This window comes from Streptomyces sp. NPDC097595, assembly GCF_044761525.1.
In the GTDB taxonomy this organism is placed as follows: Bacteria; Actinomycetota; Actinomycetes; order Streptomycetales; family Streptomycetaceae; genus Streptomyces; species Streptomyces drozdowiczii_A.
The window spans coordinates 339,452-355,458 of sequence record NZ_JBIWCN010000003.1 but is presented as its reverse complement, the minus strand read 5'-3'; the positions used below and the strand labels follow the sequence as shown (position 1 = coordinate 355,458).

General features: G+C 72.1%; 15 protein-coding genes. 8 read left to right on the top strand and 7 right to left on the bottom strand.

Annotated elements, in window-relative coordinates; all coding sequences use genetic code 11:
- Positions 1 to 127: 127 nt before the first annotated feature.
- Positions 128 to 664 (top strand): AAA family ATPase, encoded by a 537-nt coding sequence (locus ACIQZN_RS06500; RefSeq protein ID WP_403988957.1) that lies wholly within the window; start codon positions 128 to 130, stop codon positions 662 to 664.
- A gap of 126 nt (positions 665 to 790) precedes the next feature.
- On the top strand, positions 791 to 1,270 hold the full coding sequence (locus ACIQZN_RS06495; protein ID WP_403988955.1) for a hypothetical protein: 480 nt from the start codon (positions 791 to 793) through the stop codon (positions 1,268 to 1,270).
- On the opposite strand, the gene ACIQZN_RS06490 is transcribed toward ACIQZN_RS06495, so the two are convergent.
- Both ACIQZN_RS06490 and ACIQZN_RS06485 read right to left on the bottom strand, forming a co-directional pair.
- A complete protein-coding gene (locus tag ACIQZN_RS06490; RefSeq protein ID WP_403988953.1) occupies positions 1,222 to 1,836 on the bottom strand; it encodes a DUF4291 domain-containing protein in 615 nt (204 codons plus the stop codon). The two genes, ACIQZN_RS06495 and ACIQZN_RS06490, sit on opposite strands and share 49 nt — an antisense overlap.
- A gap of 67 nt (positions 1,837 to 1,903) precedes the next feature.
- Positions 1,904 to 2,725 (bottom strand): hypothetical protein, encoded by an 822-nt coding sequence (locus ACIQZN_RS06485; RefSeq protein ID WP_403988951.1) that lies wholly within the window; start codon positions 2,723 to 2,725, stop codon positions 1,904 to 1,906.
- Positions 2,726 to 2,976: 251 nt separating this feature from the next.
- On the opposite strand from ACIQZN_RS06485, the gene ACIQZN_RS06480 reads away from it, so the two are divergent.
- On the top strand, positions 2,977 to 3,696 hold the full coding sequence (locus tag ACIQZN_RS06480) for a VC0807 family protein (protein WP_403988949.1): 720 nt from the start codon (positions 2,977 to 2,979) through the stop codon (positions 3,694 to 3,696).
- A 98-nt stretch (positions 3,697 to 3,794) separates the two neighbouring features.
- Entirely contained in the window at positions 3,795 to 4,265 is a 471-nt protein-coding gene (locus ACIQZN_RS06475) for a GNAT family N-acetyltransferase (protein ID WP_403988947.1), read from the top strand.
- 38 nt (positions 4,266 to 4,303) lie between these two features.
- Here ACIQZN_RS06475 and ACIQZN_RS06470 read toward each other — a convergent pair whose 3' ends face one another.
- Genes ACIQZN_RS06470 through iolC form a run of 4 tightly spaced genes read right to left on the bottom strand, consistent with a single transcriptional unit; the run spans position 4,304 to position 9,578 of the window.
- On the bottom strand, positions 4,304 to 5,803 hold the full coding sequence (locus tag ACIQZN_RS06470) for a CoA-acylating methylmalonate-semialdehyde dehydrogenase (RefSeq protein WP_403988945.1): 1,500 nt from the start codon (positions 5,801 to 5,803) through the stop codon (positions 4,304 to 4,306).
- 12 nt (positions 5,804 to 5,815) lie between these two features.
- Entirely contained in the window at positions 5,816 to 7,717 is a 1,902-nt protein-coding gene (gene iolD / locus ACIQZN_RS06465) for a 3D-(3,5/4)-trihydroxycyclohexane-1,2-dione acylhydrolase (decyclizing) (RefSeq protein ID WP_403988943.1), read from the bottom strand.
- On the bottom strand, positions 7,714 to 8,595 hold the full coding sequence (gene iolB / locus ACIQZN_RS06460; RefSeq protein WP_403988941.1) for a 5-deoxy-glucuronate isomerase: 882 nt from the start codon (positions 8,593 to 8,595) through the stop codon (positions 7,714 to 7,716). Before iolB ends, iolD begins: the two co-directional genes overlap by 4 nt.
- The gene (gene iolC / locus ACIQZN_RS06455; protein WP_403988939.1) at positions 8,592 to 9,578 is read right to left on the bottom strand and encodes a 5-dehydro-2-deoxygluconokinase; all 987 of its coding nucleotides are present in this window, start codon (positions 9,576 to 9,578) and stop codon (positions 8,592 to 8,594) included. The genes iolB and iolC overlap by 4 nt, the downstream gene beginning before the upstream one ends.
- Before the next feature lie 122 nt (positions 9,579 to 9,700).
- On the opposite strand from iolC, the gene ACIQZN_RS06450 reads away from it, so the two are divergent.
- The 4 genes from ACIQZN_RS06450 to ACIQZN_RS06435 all read left to right on the top strand — a co-directional run bounded on the left by ACIQZN_RS06450 (position 9,701) and on the right by ACIQZN_RS06435 (position 14,126).
- Complete coding sequence (locus tag ACIQZN_RS06450; RefSeq protein WP_403988937.1) at positions 9,701 to 10,618, top strand: sugar phosphate isomerase/epimerase family protein; 918 nt, start codon at positions 9,701 to 9,703, stop codon at positions 10,616 to 10,618.
- A gap of 99 nt (positions 10,619 to 10,717) precedes the next feature.
- Positions 10,718 to 11,182, top strand: coding sequence for a peptidoglycan-binding protein (locus ACIQZN_RS06445; RefSeq protein WP_403988936.1), 465 nt, complete (start codon positions 10,718 to 10,720; stop codon positions 11,180 to 11,182).
- A gap of 122 nt (positions 11,183 to 11,304) precedes the next feature.
- Complete coding sequence (locus ACIQZN_RS06440; protein ID WP_403988934.1) at positions 11,305 to 11,607, top strand: heavy-metal-associated domain-containing protein; 303 nt, start codon at positions 11,305 to 11,307, stop codon at positions 11,605 to 11,607.
- Positions 11,608 to 11,711: 104 nt separating this feature from the next.
- Positions 11,712 to 14,126: a heavy metal translocating P-type ATPase gene (locus ACIQZN_RS06435; RefSeq protein WP_403988932.1), complete on the top strand. Its 2,415-nt coding sequence runs from the start codon at positions 11,712 to 11,714 to the stop codon at positions 14,124 to 14,126.
- 522 nt (positions 14,127 to 14,648) lie between these two features.
- Here ACIQZN_RS06435 and ACIQZN_RS06430 read toward each other — a convergent pair.
- On the bottom strand, positions 14,649 to 15,947 hold the full coding sequence (locus ACIQZN_RS06430; RefSeq protein WP_018105990.1) for a citrate synthase: 1,299 nt from the start codon (positions 15,945 to 15,947) through the stop codon (positions 14,649 to 14,651).
- Positions 15,948 to 16,007 lie beyond the last annotated feature (60 nt).

The following is a 16,007-nucleotide window of genomic DNA, read 5'->3' as shown; positions in this document are numbered from 1 at the left end:
GCCGCCGGGCGGAACTCCCGGGCATCCTCAAGGCGTACGGAAGCGGCCCTCGTACTCCGGACGCGGTATGCGCCGGGGCCGGGCAATTGCGTCGCGCGACGCCCCCGCGCTCTGGAACGCTGCCGCCATGGAACAGCCGGAAGTACTGCTCATAGGCGGCCGCGCGGGCGTGGGGAAGACCACGGTGGCCTGGGAGGTGTCGGCGCGGCTGCGCGAGGCGGGGACCGTGCACGCGGTGGTCGACGGGGACTTCATGTGCGCCGTGCATCCCGCGCCGGACGACGACCCGCACCGCTCCCTGATCACCGAACGCAATCTGGCGGCGGTCTGGGCCAACTACGCGGCCCTGGGCGTGCGCCGCCTCGTCTACACGAACACGGTGAGCGTGCTGTCCGGTTCGGCGCCGATGTTCGAGCGGGCAATGGGGGCCGGGGTGCGGTGCGTACGGGTCCTGCTGACCGCGTCGGACGCGACGGCCGCTCGGCGGCTCACCGGCCGCGAGATCGGCTCCGAGCTGGACCACGAGCTGCACAGCAGCCACCGCAAGGCCCGGATGCTCGACGCCCGGACCCCGGCGGACACCGCGCGGCTGGCGACGGACGGACGGACGGTGCCGGACATCGCGCGGGAGATCGTGGAGCTGACGGGGTGGGCCGGGGCCTGACCCCTGGAGGTACGACGACTTGGCGCGGCCGTGTCCGCGGCCTTGTGGGAAGCTCACTCCCCGCCCGCCCGAAGGCTGTCCATGCTCGCCAAATCCCTTTCAAAGAAGGCGTGTTGGAATGCCTCTATGGTCAATTCCACTGACGGAATCACGCGCCTGGGGCCGGACGATCTCGCGCAGCGGCTGCGTGCCGAGATCGTCCGGATGAGGGACGAGGCGACGCAGCAGAGGAAACTCGCGCACCGTCGGGCCGAGTTCTGGGCCAGGACGGACATCGCCCTCGGGCTCCCCGCTGCCCTGCTGGCGGGCACGGCGGGAGCGGCAGGGCTGGCCTCGGCGGATGTGCGCGTGGCCGCCGCTCTATCCGCCCTCGCCTCCGCCGGGTTCGCGGCGGGAGCGGCCTTCCTGCGCGGCGACACCAGGCGCCGCGCCAACAAACGTGCGCGGCACGCGTGGGCCTCGGTCGAGGCCAGGGCCATGGTGGCGCTGGCCCGCGAGCACGTGTCCCACGAGAACCTCGACGAGCTGCTGGAATGCCGCCAGGCTGCGCTGGCCGCCTACGACGGCGAGGATGCCCAGCCCGGGACCGCCACCGGCGCCGGGTAGACCCGTTCGTCCGGCAGCAGCGCGCTCGCGGCCTCCGTCCCGCCCGCCCGGACCAGCGCGTGGATCTCCCGGGCGAGCGGGGTGACGTCGCGGACCGAGACCGTCCACTCGTCCGCGTAACGCCGTGCCGCCTCGCCGGACAGGCCGAGCTGGAGCGAGCGGTACGGGAGCCGGTTCAGGTGGAGGTCGCGCTCGGGGTCCCACTGGACGCGGGCGGGGGCCCGGCGCAGGTCGCGCTGCCAGGTGGCGCGATCCGGGTGCACGCCGCTCTCGTAGTGGGAGAGTTCGGCGTGGGCGAGGGCCCAGTCGAAGCCCTCGCGGGTGATCTCGACGGCGAGGACGGTCTCCTGGCCCTCCTTCGTCCCCCAGCCGCAGCGGTACATCATCCACAGGAAGCTCGGCTTGATCCACGTCATCCGGTCGCGCTTCCAGGCGGCCGGGAAACGCCCGTCGCGGGCGGCGGGCAGCCCGAGCGACGGGGTGTACGCCTGATAGACGGTCACGGTCTCGCCGGTGTGGAGCGCGCGGATCTCGTGCTGGGGCGGGATGGCTGCGGATGCGGTCATGCAGCCATCCCAGCACCGGCGGCGGGCGGACGGCGAACGAGTTTCCGGCGGCGCCCCGCCGGTGGCGCTAGCGGGCGGCGTGCATCACGCGCGGACCGTGCATCACGCGGACACCGGACGACACGACGACGTGGTCGCCGGTCGACGCCTTCGCGCCGGCCGTGGAGTTCCCGTAGTAGTTCCACCGCCAGGTGCCGGAGTCGGTGGCCTTCACGGTGGTCTTGAGCGCCCCCGTCGAACCGGACGTCACCTTCTTGACCGTCTTGTACGAGGACGCGCCGTCCGCCTTGAACTGCAGGCTGACCGTGCGGCCCGCGTACCCCTGGTAGGTGTGCGTGTCCCAGTTCGCCCGGGTGACCTTGCCGGTGATCGTGATCGTCTTGCCGAACACGGCCGGCTCCGGGGCGGCGTTGACGGTGACCCGGGTGGCGCGCTGGACCTGGATCGGGATGTTCAGGTCGTCCTTGTCGTAGTCGTCACCGACGTACGAGACCTCGGCGGCCAACTTCCAGGTGCCCGCGTCCTCGTTGCCGAAGTCGATGTGCCGCGGGTCGATCTCGAGCCACTCCTGGAAGTCGCAGACCCCCTTCGCCACGGGGCGGCAGTCGCTTCCTGTGATGACGTTCCACAGGGTGTCCCCGCCTTCGAGGCTCCCCCGGTACGGATACACGGTCGGCCCGAAGTCGAACGTGCGCGTGGTCGTCATGCGGAAGGTGCCGTGCACCTCGACCACATCGTGCACCCCGATCACGATCGGCTTGCCGCCGTTGAACGACACCCGGGAGAAGGACGCGCCTCCCTCCGCCGCCCCCGCAGGTACTGCCGCCATCGCCGTGAACACGGCCGCCGCTCCCCCGGCCACCACCGCGTTCCACATCGTCTTCGTCATACGCGAGACCGTCCCCTCCCTTTGAAAACCGGAACGTCATGGGGACCAGGGAGGACCCGGCGCGGTTGTACGCCGTACGGCAACGATCGGGTCACGCGCTCGGAGCCGTACAACCGCATGGCGAAGGCCATGACATTCGTCATGCGGAGGTCAGTACACGCGGCTCTGCCGGGGAGGGGGCCCGGATCGGCAGTCTTGTACGTGTCGAGAGCGGGAGCCACGGAGGCGCCGCCGCAACGGGAGGAACCGACATGAGCAGCCCGGCCGCCACACTCACCGCCCCCGCCGTCGACGCCCCGGCCGGCGCCACCGCCCCGATCGAGCGCCGCAAGGCCCTCGTGGACAGCCTGAAGCCGCTGCTGGTGGACGTCGCGCTGCCGCTCGCCGCGTACTACGCGCTGAAGGCGGCGGGGCTCTCCACCTTCGGCGCACTGGCCTGGAGCAGCGTGGTCCCCGCGCTCCGCACGGTGTGGGGCGCGGTGCGCGAGCGCCGGCTCAACGGCCTCGCGGCGCTGATGGTGTCGGTCAACGCGGTCTCGCTGCTGCTGGGCCTGGTGTCCGGGGACCCCCGGCTGATGCTCCTCAAGGACAGCGCGGTGAGCAGCGTCATCGGCCTGGCGTTCCTGGTGACGGCGCTGCGGGGCCGCCCGATGCTGTCGGCGGGCCTGCGGCCGTGGCTGACCCGGGGCGAGGCCGGGAAGACGGCCGCCTGGGAACGGCTCTCCGCCGGTTCGCCTGCCTTCCACCGGGCCGAGATCCGGTTCTCGGCCATCTGGGGCGGGGCGCTGCTCACCGAGTGCGCGGTGCGGGCCGTGGGCGCGTACACCGTGCCGGTCGAGACGATGGTGTGGGCGGGGACGGTGCTCATGGTCGCCTCGATGGTGCTGGCCTTCCTGGTCTCGGGCCGCTTCGGGGTCGTCCCGATGGAGCGCATGATCGAGGCGGAGACCGCCGCCTCCTCGGACCGCTGACCGCCCACCAGAACGCCGCAGGGCCACTCCGGGGGAGTGGCCCTGCGGTCATGTGTGCGGCCGGAAAACCGGTTGACCTCGGCGTTTACCGTTCTCGCATGACTACTTCACCGAGGCTGGCCGAGGTCACCGCCGCCAATGTCGATGCCGCGATCGGCCTGCGCGTCCGGCCCGACCAGGAGCACCTGGTGGCCCCGGTCGTGAAGTCCCTCGCCGAGGCGTACGCGCATCAGGAGGCCGCCTGGCCCCGGCTCGTGCTCGACGGGGACCGGCTCGTCGGGTTCCTGATGGCCTTCCTGGACATCGACTTCGCGGGCGACGGCACCGGGCGGGACATCCGCTCGGGACTGTGGCGCCTCAACATCGCGGCGGGCGAACAGGGGCGCGGATACGGGCGGTTCGCGGTCGGGTGCGTGGCCGACGAGATCCGGCGGCGCGGCGGTACGCGCATGTACGTCACCTGGCACCCGGGCGACGACGGGCCCGAGGGCTTCTATCTGGGGCTCGGTTTCCGGACCACGGGCGAGACGAGCGGGGACCAGACGGTCGGGGTGCTGGAGCTGGGCTGAGTACGGGCCGGGGTCCGGCCCGTACTCGGGGCGTCGGGTCAGTGGTTCCTGGGGAAGCCCAGGTCCACGCCCGCCGGGGCGTCCGCCGGGTCGGGCCAGCGGGTCGTGGTGACCTTGCCCCGGGTGTAGAAGTGGACGCCGTCGTTGCCGTAGATGTGGTGGTCGCCGAAGAGGGAGTCCTTCCAGCCGCCGAAGGAGTGGTAGCCGACGGGGACCGGGATCGGCACGTTGACGCCGACCATGCCGGCCTCGATCTCCAGCTGGAAGCGGCGGGCCGCGCCTCCGTCGCGGGTGAAGATCGCGGTGCCGTTGCCGTACGGCGAGGCGTTCATGAGGGCGACGCCCTCCTCGTACGTCCCCACGCGCAGCACGCACAGGACAGGCCCGAAGATCTCGTCCTTGTACGCGTCGGAGTCGGTGGAGACGTGGTCGAGGAGCGAGAGGCCGATCCAGTGGCCGTCCTCGAAGCCGTCGACGGTGAATCCGGTTCCGTCGAGGACCACTTCGGCGCCCTGGGCGGCGGCGCCGATGACGTAGGAGGCGACCTTGTCGCGGTGGGCGGCGGTGATCAGCGGGCCCATCTCGGACGAGGGGTCCGTGCCGGGGCCGATCGTGATCCGGGCGGCCCGCTCCTTGATGCGGGCGACCAGCTCGTCGCCGATCGCGCCCACGGCGACGACGGCGGAGATCGCCATGCAGCGCTCCCCCGCCGAGCCGTACGCGGCGGAGACGGCGGCGTCGGCGGCGGCGTCCAGGTCCGCGTCGGGCAGCACCAGCATGTGGTTCTTCGCGCCGCCGAGCGCCTGCACCCGCTTGCCGTTGGCCGAGGCGGTGGCGTGGATGTGGCGGGCGATGGGCGTCGAGCCGACGAAGGAGACGGCGGCCACGTCCGGGTGGTTCAGCAGGGCGTCGACGGCGACCCGGTCCCCGTGCAGCACGTTGAGCACCCCGTCCGGAAGCCCCGCCTCGGCGGCCAGCTCGGCCAGCAGATTCGCGGCGGACGGGTCCTTCTCGCTGGGCTTCAGCACGAAGGTGTTGCCGCAGGCGATGGCGAGCGGGAACATCCACATCGGCACCATGGCCGGGAAGTTGAACGGGGTGATCCCCGCGACGACGCCCAGCGGCAGGCGGATCGAGGAGACGTCGACCCGCTGGGAGACCTGCGTGGACAGCTCGCCCTTGAGCTGCGTCGTGATCCCGCAGGCCAGCTCCACGATCTCCAGGCCGCGCGCCACCTCGCCCAGCGCGTCGGAGTGCACCTTGCCGTGCTCGGCGGTGATCAGCGCGGCGATCTCGTCCCGGTGGGCGTCCAGCAGCGCGCGGTAGCGGAACAGGACCGCCGTACGGGCGGACAGCGAGGAGTCGCGCCACGTCCGGTACGCGTCCTTCGCGGCGGCCACCGCCGTGTCCACCTCGTCAGGGGAGGCGAACGCGACCCGGGTGGTGACGGCGCCGGTGGCGGGGTCGGTGACCTCGCCGTAGTTGCCCGAGGTGCCCTCGACGGTCTTGCCACCGATCCAGTGGTTCACGGTCTTCATGCTGTGGCTCCTTCAGAGGTGACGGCGTCGGCCGGCGCTGTGTCGTTCGTACTCTTTCCGTGCTTCGACCGCCGCGGGGCGGGTGGCCGTCCCGGCCACGGGAACATCCCACCACGCCTGCGCCTCGGGCGGACCCTGTCCGTCGCCGGGCGTTTCGGTCTCCACGTGTACGCATACGGGCCGGTCCGCCGCGCGGGCCTCAGCGAGGGCCGCCCGCAGCTCCGCCACCGTCCCGGCGCGCAGGACCCGCATGCCGAGCGACGCGGCGTTGGCGGCGAGGTCCACCGGAAGCGGGGGGCCGGTGAAGTCACCGTCCGCCGACCGGTGGCGGTAGTCCGTGCCGAAGCGTTCGCCGCCGGTCGCCTCGGAGAGGCCGCCGATCGAGACGTAGCCGTGGTTCTGGAGGACGACCAGCTTGACGGGGACGTCCTCCTGGACGGCGGTGACGATCTCGGTGGGGTTCATGAGGTAGGTGCCGTCGCCGACGAGCGCCCAGACGGGCCGGTCCGGGGCCGCCATCCGCACGCCGATCGCGGCCGGGATCTCGTAGCCCATGCAGGAGTAGCCGTACTCCACGTGGTACTGGCGCGGGGAGCGGGTCCGCCAGAGCTTGTGCAGGTCTCCGGGGAGCGAACCGGCCGCGTTGACGAGGATGTCCTCGTCGGTGACCAGCTCGTCCAGGAGGCCGAGGACCTGGGTCTGGGTGGGGCGGGCCTGCGGGTCCGGCGTGGCGTACGCGGCGTCGACGCGCCGCTCCCAGCGGGCCTTGGCCCCGGTGTACTCGGCCTCGTACGCGGGGTCCGCGCGGTGTCCGGCCAGGGCCTCCGTGAGGGCGTCCAGGGCGGTGCGGGCGTCGGCGACGAGCGGGAGCGCGGCGAGCTTGTGGGCGTCGAAGCCGGTGAGGTTGACGTTGAGGAAGCGGACGCCGGGGTGCTGGAAGAGGGTCGCGGACGCGGTGGTGAAGTCGGTGTACCGGGTGCCGATTCCGATGACGAGGTCGGCGGTGCGGGCGAGGTCGTCGGCGGTGGCGGTCCCGGTGTGGCCGATGCCGCCGACGTCGGCGGGGTGGTCGTGGCGCAGCGAGCCCTTCCCGGCCTGGGTGGAGGCGACGGGGATGCCGGTGGCTTCCGCGAACGCGGCGAGCGCGTCCTCGGCGGCGCTGTGGTGGACCCCGCCGCCCGCGACGACGAGGGGGCGGCGGGCGGCGCGCACCGCCCGTACGGCCGCGTCGAGTTCGTACGGGTCGGGGGCCGGGCGGCGTACGTGCCAGACGCGCTCCGCGAAGAACTCCGCCGGCCAGTCGTACGCCTCCGCCTGCACGTCCTGCGGCAGCGCGAGGGTGACCGCACCGGTCTCCGCCGGGTCGGCCAGGACCCGCATGGCGTGCAGCGCGGCCGGGATCAGGGCCTCGGGGCGGCTGATCCGGTCGAAGTAGCGGGAGACGGGGCGCAGGCAGTCGTTGACGGAGATGTCGCCCGCGTACGGCACCTCCAGCTGCTGGAGTACGGGGTCGGCGGGGCGGGTCGCGAAGGTGTCGCCGGGCAGCAGCAGGACGGGGAGGTGGTTGACCGTGGCGAGGGCGGCGCCGGTGACGAGGTTGGTGGCGCCCGGGCCGATGGACGTGGTGACCGCGTGGGCGGACAGCCGGCCGGACTGGCGGGCGTAGCCGGTGGCCGCGTGCACCATGGCCTGTTCGTTGCGGCCCTGGAGGTACGGCATCGCGGGGCCGGTCTCCAGGAGCGCCTGGCCGATGCCGGCGACGTTGCCGTGGCCGAAGATGCCCCAGGTGGCGGCGATCAGGCGGTGCCGCTCGCCGTCGCGCTCGGCGTACTGGCGGGCGAGGAAGGCGACGAGCGCCTGGGCGGTGGTGAGGCGGCGGACGGCCTCCCCGGTCGTGCCGGGCGTCGCGGTCATGCGTGGTCCTCCGGTCCGTGGAGCGGCAGCCGGGGGTCGACCGGCTGGGACGGCCAGGTGTCGCGCACCCACCGGTGGTCGGGGTGGTCGCGGATCAGCCACTCCCGCTTCTCGCCGGGGCCCGCCATGACGTTGAGGTAGTACAGGGTGCGGCCGGGCGGGGCGATGGAGGGGCCGTGCCAGCCGTCCGGGATGAGGACCGTGTCGCCGCTGCGGACCTCGGCGAGCACGTCCGTACCCCCGGGGCGGGACGGGGAGACCCGGTGGTAGCCGAGGCCGCCGTCCTCGACCTCGAAGTAGTAGATCTCCTCCAGGACGGACTCCTCGCCGGGGAGGTGCTCGTCGTGTTTGTGCGGCGGGTAGGAGGACCAGTTGCCGCCGGGGGTGAGGACTTCCACGGCGATGAGCCGGTCGCAGTCGAAGGCGTCGGCGGCGGCGAAGTTGTGGACCTGTCGGGAGCAGGTGCCGGCGCCGCGCAGTTCCACGCGTACCTCCGGCGCGGGGCCGTAGCGAGCGGGGAGTCGTCGCTCGCACTTCGCTCCTGCCAGGGCGAAGCGGCCGCCTGCGCCGGAGGCGATCTGTGCGTGGGCGTCGCGCGGTACATAGGCGAAGTCGGAAACGCCGCTGAACACGCTCCTACGGCCCAGCAGTTCAAAGATCTCATCTGAGATGTGCACCGTACAGCTGCCGGTCAACGGCAGTACGATCCACTCGCTCTCCCCGGTGACAAGTGTGTGAACTCCTCCCGGTTCCAGCTCCAGCACACGCAGGCCGGACCGCTCCCAGCCGGCCTGTTCGGGGCCGATGTCCAGGGCGTAGGGGCCGTGCGCGGTGGAGCCCGCCGGGAGGTGGTACGCCGGTTCGCCTCGCATGCTCATGCCCTTTCGCCGTGTGCGGTGACCGCGCCTTCGGTGAGCGCGGCCTCGACCTCGTGCGGGAACGGCATCGCGGAGGAGCAGGCGAGCCGGGCGGCGACGATGGCGCCCGCCGCGTTGGCGTACCGCATGGTGCGCGCGAGGTCCCAGCCGCTCAGCAGCCCGTGGCAGAGGGCGCCGCCGAACGCGTCGCCCGCGCCGAGGCCGTTGACCACGTCGACGGGGAGCGGCTCCACGTCGGCGACGGTCCCGTCCCGGTGGACGGCGAGGACCCCGGCGGGACCCTGCTTGACGACGGCCAGCTCGACGCCGGCCTCGATGAGGGCGCGGGCCGCCGCATACGGTTCGCGCTCGCCGGTGGCGATCTCGCACTCGTCCAGATTGCCGACGGCGACGGTCGCGTGGGCCAGGGCCTCGCGGTAACGGGCGGACGGGCTCGGTTCCGAGACGCCGGGGGGCCAGAACATCGGGCGCCAGTCGAGGTCGAAGACGGTGATGCCGGAGCGGTCGCGGGCGCGCAGCGCGGCGAGGGTCGCCGTACGGCTCGGCTCGGCGCACAGGCCGGTGCCGGTCATCCAGAACACCCGGGCGGCGCGGACCGCTTCGAGGTCCAGCTCAAAGGCGTGGATCTCCAGGTCGGGGGCCTTGGGCTGCCGGTAGAAGTAGAGGGGGAAGTCGTCGGGCGGGAAGACCTCGCAGAAGGTGACCGGGGTCGGGTAGACGGCGACGGGCGTCACCCACCGGGCGTCCACCCCGAACTCCCGCAACTGCTCGCGCAGATAGTCGCCGAAGGGGTCCTCGCCGGTGCGGGTCACCACGGCGGTGCGTCGGCCGAGGCGGGCGGCGGCGACGGCCACATTGGACGGGGAGCCGCCGAGGAACTTCCCGAAGGTGTCGACCCGGGCCAGCGGCACACCCGTCCGCAAGGGGTAGAGGTCCACCCCGATCCGCCCCATCGTGATCACGTCGTACGGCTGCTCAGGCATGCAACGTCCCTTCGGCTGGGCGCCTGTACCTGGATCATCTCCGCTTGGATCATCGTCAATCATTTGTACGGACATACGGACGTATTCTTGACACCGCTCCGCCCCCGTGGTGAGGCTGGGGCATGACGTCCTCCTCGGCCTCCGCTCCGCCCTGCATCCGCATCGGCTCCGCGCCGGACTCCTGGGGGGTGTGGTTCCCCGACGATCCCCGGCAGGTGCCGTGGCGGCGCTTCCTCGACGAGGTCTCCGCCGCGGGCTACGAGTGGATCGAGCTGGGTCCGTACGGTTACCTCCCGACCGATCCGGCCCGCCTCGCGGACGAGACGGGCAGCCGGGGGCTCTCCGTCTCGGCGGGCACCGTTTTCACCGGATTGCACCACGGGCCGGACGTCTGGGACCGGACCTGGGAGCATGTCGCCGGTATCGCGGCACTCACCCGGGCGATGGGCGCCGAACACCTCGTGGTCATCCCCTCCTTCTGGCGCGACGACAAGACCGGCGAGGTGCTGGAGGACCGGGTCCTCACGGCCGGGCAGTGGCGCCACCTCACCACGCAGACCGAGCGGCTGGCGCGCGAGGTCCGGGACCGTTACGGGCTGCGCGTCGTCGTCCACCCGCACGCGGACACCCACATCGACACCGAGGAGAACGTCGCCCGCTTCCTCGACGCCACCGACCCGGACCTGGTCTCGCTCTGCCTGGACACCGGGCACTACGCGTACTGCGGGGGCGACAGCGTCGAGCTGATCGAGACGTACGGGGAGCGCATCGGCTACCTCCACCTCAAGCAGGTGGACCCGGCGGTCCTCGCCGAGGTGGTGGCGGACGAGGTGCCGTTCGGGCCCGCCGTGGCGCGCGGCGTGATGTGCGAACCGCCGGGCGGGGTCCCGGCCCTGGAGCCCGTCCTGGCCGCCGCCCGCCGGCTGGACGTCGATCTGTTCGCCATCGTCGAGCAGGACATGTACCCCTGCCCGCCGGACCGCCCGTTCCCGATCGCCCGCCGCACCCGCGACTACCTCCGCTCCTGCGGGAGGTTTTGACCCTTCCCCGGGCAGTGACGTGAGGCCGGCCCGGGCTGTTGTCCTCGGTGAGACCGGGCCCCCGGGCCCGCCCCCCGCACTCACCGAGGAGCCACTTCCATGCCCCGAACGCCGATGTCCCCGATGTCCGCGCCGTCCCCGCAGTCCCCGCAGTCCCCGAATCCTCCGCAGCCCCCGCGCCGGTCCGCCGGTGCCTCGGTCCTGACCGGCGGGCTTCTGGCCGCCCTCGCGCTGGCCGCCGCCGTGACCGGGGCCCCGGGGGCCGCCGCCGACGCCGAGAACGTGCCGCCGGCCGGCTCCAGCCCCGTGTGCGCCTTCTACGACGGGGACGGGCTCACCGTCTTCGGCGACCAGGGCGACCGCGCCTTCCAGGTGCAGTGCATGCTGGCCAACCGGCGCTACCTGCCCTGGGACGCGGTGGACGGCACGTTCGGCCTGCGCACCCTGGACGCCGTCCGACGCTTCCAGGCCGACCACCCGCCCCTGTTCGGCACCGGCCTGGTCGACGCGGACACCTGGGCCGCGCTGTGGCGGGGCGACGTCCCGGTCGACGCCGCGGCGTGACACGCCGGACCCGGCTCGCCCGGTACCCCCTAGGGGTATAAAGTGGGGATCGTGGAGGCGCACCGGTGTGCGAGCACCCGTGCGCCCCTCCGCCCCGTGTGCCCGTCGAAGAGGAGAACACCATGACCGCCGAGACCCAGCTCCCCCAGGCGACCGGCTCCTGCTGCTCGCCCAGCGGTTCCTGCCACGACAGCGCGGACGCCGGGCGGTCCGGCGTGACCACCGTCTACCAGGTGACCGGCATGACCTGCGGGCACTGCGAGGGCGCCGTCACCGAGGAGGTCTCCGCCATCGAGGGTGTCACCTCCGTGAAGGCCGTGGCGTCCACCGGGCAGGTGACGGTGGTCTCGCAGGCCCCCCTGGACGACGAGGCCGTACGCGCCGCCGTGGACGAGGCGGGCTACGAGCTGACCGGGCGCGCCTGACCGCCCCGGGGAACACCCACCCGCGTCACCCCGTTCCGACCGGGCCGCACCGACCAGCAGATACTGGTGGGGTACGGCCCGGTCGGCGTTCCAGGAGCTCGGACATGCACAGCGCATCGGACACCCACAGCGCGACGGAGGCCGACGTCCCGGCGGCGGAGCCCTCCCGGGCCGAGTTCACGATCGGCGGCATGACCTGCGCCTCGTGCGCGGCCCGCGTCGAGAAGAAGCTCAACCGGATGGACGGCGTCACGGCCACCGTGAACTACGCCACGGAGAAGGCCCGCGTCAGCTATGACGGCGCCGCCGTCTCCGTGCACGATCTCGTCGCCACGGTGGAACGGACCGGCTACACGGCGAAGCCGCTGCCCGGGGCCGCCGCGCGGGCCCCGGGGCCCGCCGCCACCACCGATGACGCCCCGCAGGCCCCCGAGGCCGCGCCCCGCGCACCCCGGCCGGAACCGGAACCGGAACCGGAAGCGAAACCGGAAGCGGAAGCCCCGCCCCACCCGGACGAGGCTCCCGACGACACCCCCGACCCCGCCCTCACCGCCCTCACCGCCCTCCGGCAGCGGCTCGTCGTCTCCGCCGTGCTCGCCGCCCCCGTGGTCGCCCTGGCGATGATCCCCGCCCTCCAGTTCGACTCCTGGCAGTGGCTCTCGCTCACCCTCGCCGCGCCCGTCGTGGTCTGGGGCGGGCTGCCCTTCCACCGGGCCACCTGGACCAATCTGCGGCACGGCGCGGCGACCATGGACACCCTGGTGTCCGTGGGGACCCTCGCCGCCTTCGGCTGGTCGTTGTGGGCGCTGTTCCTCGGGGACGCCGGGATGCCCGGCATGCGGCACGGCTTCGACCTGACGGCCTCCCGGGCCGACGCCTCGTCCACCCTCTACCTGGAGGTCGCGGCGGGCGTCGTCACCTTCATCCTGCTGGGCCGCTATCTGGAAGCGAAGTCCAAGCGGAGGGCCGGGTCCGCGCTGCGCGCCCTGATGCACCTCGGCGCGAAGGACGTGACCGTCCTGCGCGACGGCGCCGAGATCCGGGTGCCCGTCGCCCGGCTCGTCGTGGGCGACCGCTTCACCGTCCGCCCCGGCGAGAAGATCGCCACGGACGGCACCGTGGTCGAGGGCACCTCGGCCGTGGACGCCTCCATGCTCACCGGCGAGTCCGTCCCCGTGGACGTGGGCGCCGGCGACACGGTGACCGGCGCAACGCTCAACGTCTCCGGCCGCCTCGTCGTGGAGGCGACCCGGGTCGGTGCCGACACCCAGCTCGCCCGGATGGCCGAGCTGGTCGAGGACGCGCAGAACGGGAAGGCCGAGGTGCAGCGCCTCGCGGACCGGATCTCGGCTGTGTTCGTCCCGGTCGTCCTGCTCCTCGCGCTCGCCACGCTCATCGGGTGGCTGCTGGCCACCGACGACGCGACGGCCGCGTTCACGGCGGCGGTGGCGGTCCTGATCATCGCCTGCCCCTGCGCGCTGGGCCTCGCCACGCCGACCGCGCTGATGGTCGGTACGGGGCGCGGCGCCCAGCTCGGCATCCTCATCAAGGGCCCCGAGGTCCTGGAGTCCACCCGCCGCGTCGACACGATCGTCCTCGACAAGACGGGCACGGTCACCACGGGCCGGATGACCCTCCAGGCCGTCCACACGGCCCCCGGAACCACCGAGACCGCCGCCCTCCGCCTCGCCGGCGCCCTGGAGCACGCCTCCGAGCACCCCGTCGCCCGGGCGGTGGCGACCGGAGCCGCCGAGCGCACCGGCGCGCCCCTCCCCGCCCCGGAGGGCTTCACCAACGTCCCCGGGCTCGGCGTCCGGGGCACCGTCGAGGGCCACACCGTCCTCGTCGGGCGCCCCCGGCTGCTCACCGAGGCCGGGATCGCCCTCCCCGACGCCCTGGCCGCCGCCGTCGCGGACGCCGCCGCTCAAGGGCGTACGGCCGTCGCGGTCGGCTGGGACGGCGAGGCACGGGCGATCCTGGAAGTCGCCGACGCGATCAAGGAGACCAGCGCGGAGGCCGTCGCCGCCCTCCGGGAACTCGGCCTCACGCCCATCCTGCTGACCGGAGACCACCGCGCCGTCGCCGAGTCCGTGGCCCGCGAGGCCGGGATCGAGGAGGTCCGGGCCGAGGTGCTGCCGGAGGAGAAGGCGCACGTCATCCGGGGTCTCCAGGAGCAGGGTCGGGTCGTCGCCATGGTCGGCGACGGGGTCAACGACGCGGCCGCGCTGGCCACCGCCGACCTCGGTCTGGCGATGGGCACCGGCACGGACGCCGCGATCGAGGCGAGCGATCTGACCCTGGTTCGTGGAGATCTCAAGGTGACAGCAGACGCCATCCGCCTCTCCCGACGCACCCTCACCACCATCAGGGGCAACCTTTTCTGGGCATTCGGTTACAACGTGGCCGCCCTACCCCTTGCGGCATTTGGGCTGCTCAACCCTATGATTGCCGGAGCGGCGATGGCCTTCTCATCGGTCTTCGTCGTGACGAACAGCCTGCGCCTGCGGTCCTTCACGTAATTTCCACAATGAGATTCAGATCACATCGGTTTCAGGGTAACCATTCGATGGGTTCGTAAGTCTTAGAGTGCGATGCCAAGGATGTCTTGGGGGACGTCCGGCGGAGCGTCTTGGGGGATGCTCCGGGCAAGAGTGGGCCGGGGCACGTACACCGGGGAGCTTTGAGCGGCCCTCCCGTCGGTACGTACCCCGGCAGACCACAGCGCAGGAGCAGGACAAGCAGTACCGAGGCACAGCCCAGGAGCTACGGCTCCCACTGAACGCCCGGCCGGATCCCGTGGGGGGAATCCGCTCCGGGACATGGGAAGCGCCTCGCTGTCGGCCCGTGGGGGGATCGATGGCGAGGCGCTTCTCTCTTTGCGCGGGAGCGCTCCCGGACAGCGCGCGCCCGGCGTACGCCCCCACGCACTCCCCCCGGAACGCCACACGCCCCCGACCGCCGCGTCGCTCGGGGGGAGGGCGCGGCAGGCGGGGGCGCGGGTTCCGGCGTCAGTCAGGGCCGGGTGATGCGTGAGGGGGCGTTCAGCGGCCCTCGACCGGGACGAAGTCGCGCAGGACCTCGCCGGTGTAGATCTGGCGCGGGCGGCCGATGCGGGAGCCGGGCTCCTTGATCATCTCGTGCCACTGGGCGATCCAGCCGGGGAGCCGGCCGAGCGCGAAGAGCACGGTGAACATCTCGGTCGGGAAGCCCATCGCGCGGTAGATGAGGCCCGTGTAGAAGTCCACGTTCGGGTAGAGGTTGCGCGAGACGAAGTACTCGTCGTTGAGCGCGTGCTCCTCCAACTTGAGCGCGATGTCCAGCAGCTCGTCGGACTTGCCGAGGGCGGACAGCACGTCGTGCGCGGCGGCCTTGATGATCTTGGCGCGCGGGTCGAAGGACTTGTACACCCGGTGGCCGAAGCCCATCAGGCGGACGCCGTCCTCCTTGTTCTTCACCTTGCGGATGAAGGAGTCGACGTCGCCGCCGTTGGCCTGGATGCCTTCCAGCATCTCCAGGACCGACTGGTTGGCGCCGCCGTGCAGGGGGCCCCAGAGCGCCGAGATGCCGGCGGAGATCGAGGCGAACATGTTCGCCTGCGAAGAGCCGACCAGGCGCACGGTGGAGGTCGAACAGTTCTGCTCGTGGTCCGCGTGCAGGATGAGCAGCTTGTCGAGCGCCGAGACGACGACCGGGTCCAGCTCGTACTCCTGGGCCGGGACCGAGAAGGTCATGCGCAGGAAGTTCTCGACGTAGCCCAGGTCGTTGCGCGGGTAGACGAACGGGTGACCGATCGACTTCTTGTACGCGTACGCGGCGATGGTCGGGAGCTTGGCGAGCAGCCGGATCGTCGAGAGGTGGCGCTGCTCCTCGTCGAACGGGTTGTGGCTGTCCTGGTAGAACGTGGACAGCGCGCTGACGACCGAGGACAGCATGGCCATCGGGTGGGCGTCGCGCGGGAAGCCGTCGAAGAACCGCTTGACGTCCTCGTGCAGCAGCGTGTGCTGGGTGATCTCGTTCTTGAAGGTCGACAGCTCGTCGACCTTGGGAAGCTCACCGTTGATCAGCGTGTACGCGACCTCGAGGAAGGTCGAACGCTCCGCGAGCTGCTCGATCGGGTAGCCGCGGTAGCGCAGGATGCCCTGCTCGCCGTCGAGGTAGGTGATGGCCGATTTATAGGCAGCGGTGTTGCCGTATCCGCTGTCCAGCGTCACCAGGCCGGTGTTCGCCCGGAGCTTCCCGATGTCGAAGCCCTTGTCGCCGACGGTGCTGTCGATCACCGGGTAGGTGTACTCGCCATCGCCGTACCGCAGTACCACAGCGTTGTTGGTGTGCTCGCTCACGTCATCCCTCACCGACGTAGTGCCTCTTCTTCGAGGTTCCCTGACTGTCTCCACCCTCCC

Bases quoted from the DNA above. Each gene is read 5' to 3' on its own strand.
- ACIQZN_RS06480 (WP_403988949.1), top strand. From the start codon at position 2,977: ATGAGCAGCCCGGCCGCCACACTCACCGCCCCCGCCGTCGACGCCCCG.
- ACIQZN_RS06495 (WP_403988955.1), top strand. From the start codon at position 791: ATGGTCAATTCCACTGACGGAATCACGCGCCTGGGGCCGGACGATCTC.
- iolB (WP_403988941.1), bottom strand. From the start codon at position 8,595: ATGAGCATGCGAGGCGAACCGGCGTACCACCTCCCGGCGGGCTCCACC.
- ACIQZN_RS06435 (WP_403988932.1), top strand. From the start codon at position 11,712: ATGCACAGCGCATCGGACACCCACAGCGCGACGGAGGCCGACGTCCCG.
- ACIQZN_RS06475 (WP_403988947.1), top strand. From the start codon at position 3,795: ATGACTACTTCACCGAGGCTGGCCGAGGTCACCGCCGCCAATGTCGAT.
- ACIQZN_RS06470 (WP_403988945.1), bottom strand. From the start codon at position 5,803: ATGAAGACCGTGAACCACTGGATCGGTGGCAAGACCGTCGAGGGCACC.
- ACIQZN_RS06490 (WP_403988953.1), bottom strand. From the start codon at position 1,836: ATGACCGCATCCGCAGCCATCCCGCCCCAGCACGAGATCCGCGCGCTC.
- ACIQZN_RS06485 (WP_403988951.1), bottom strand. From the start codon at position 2,725: ATGACGAAGACGATGTGGAACGCGGTGGTGGCCGGGGGAGCGGCGGCC.
- ACIQZN_RS06500 (WP_403988957.1), top strand. From the start codon at position 128: ATGGAACAGCCGGAAGTACTGCTCATAGGCGGCCGCGCGGGCGTGGGG.
- iolC (WP_403988939.1), bottom strand. From the start codon at position 9,578: ATGCCTGAGCAGCCGTACGACGTGATCACGATGGGGCGGATCGGGGTG.
- iolD (WP_403988943.1), bottom strand. From the start codon at position 7,717: ATGACCGCGACGCCCGGCACGACCGGGGAGGCCGTCCGCCGCCTCACC.
- ACIQZN_RS06450 (WP_403988937.1), top strand. From the start codon at position 9,701: ATGACGTCCTCCTCGGCCTCCGCTCCGCCCTGCATCCGCATCGGCTCC.
- ACIQZN_RS06445 (WP_403988936.1), top strand. From the start codon at position 10,718: ATGCCCCGAACGCCGATGTCCCCGATGTCCGCGCCGTCCCCGCAGTCC.
- ACIQZN_RS06440 (WP_403988934.1), top strand. From the start codon at position 11,305: ATGACCGCCGAGACCCAGCTCCCCCAGGCGACCGGCTCCTGCTGCTCG.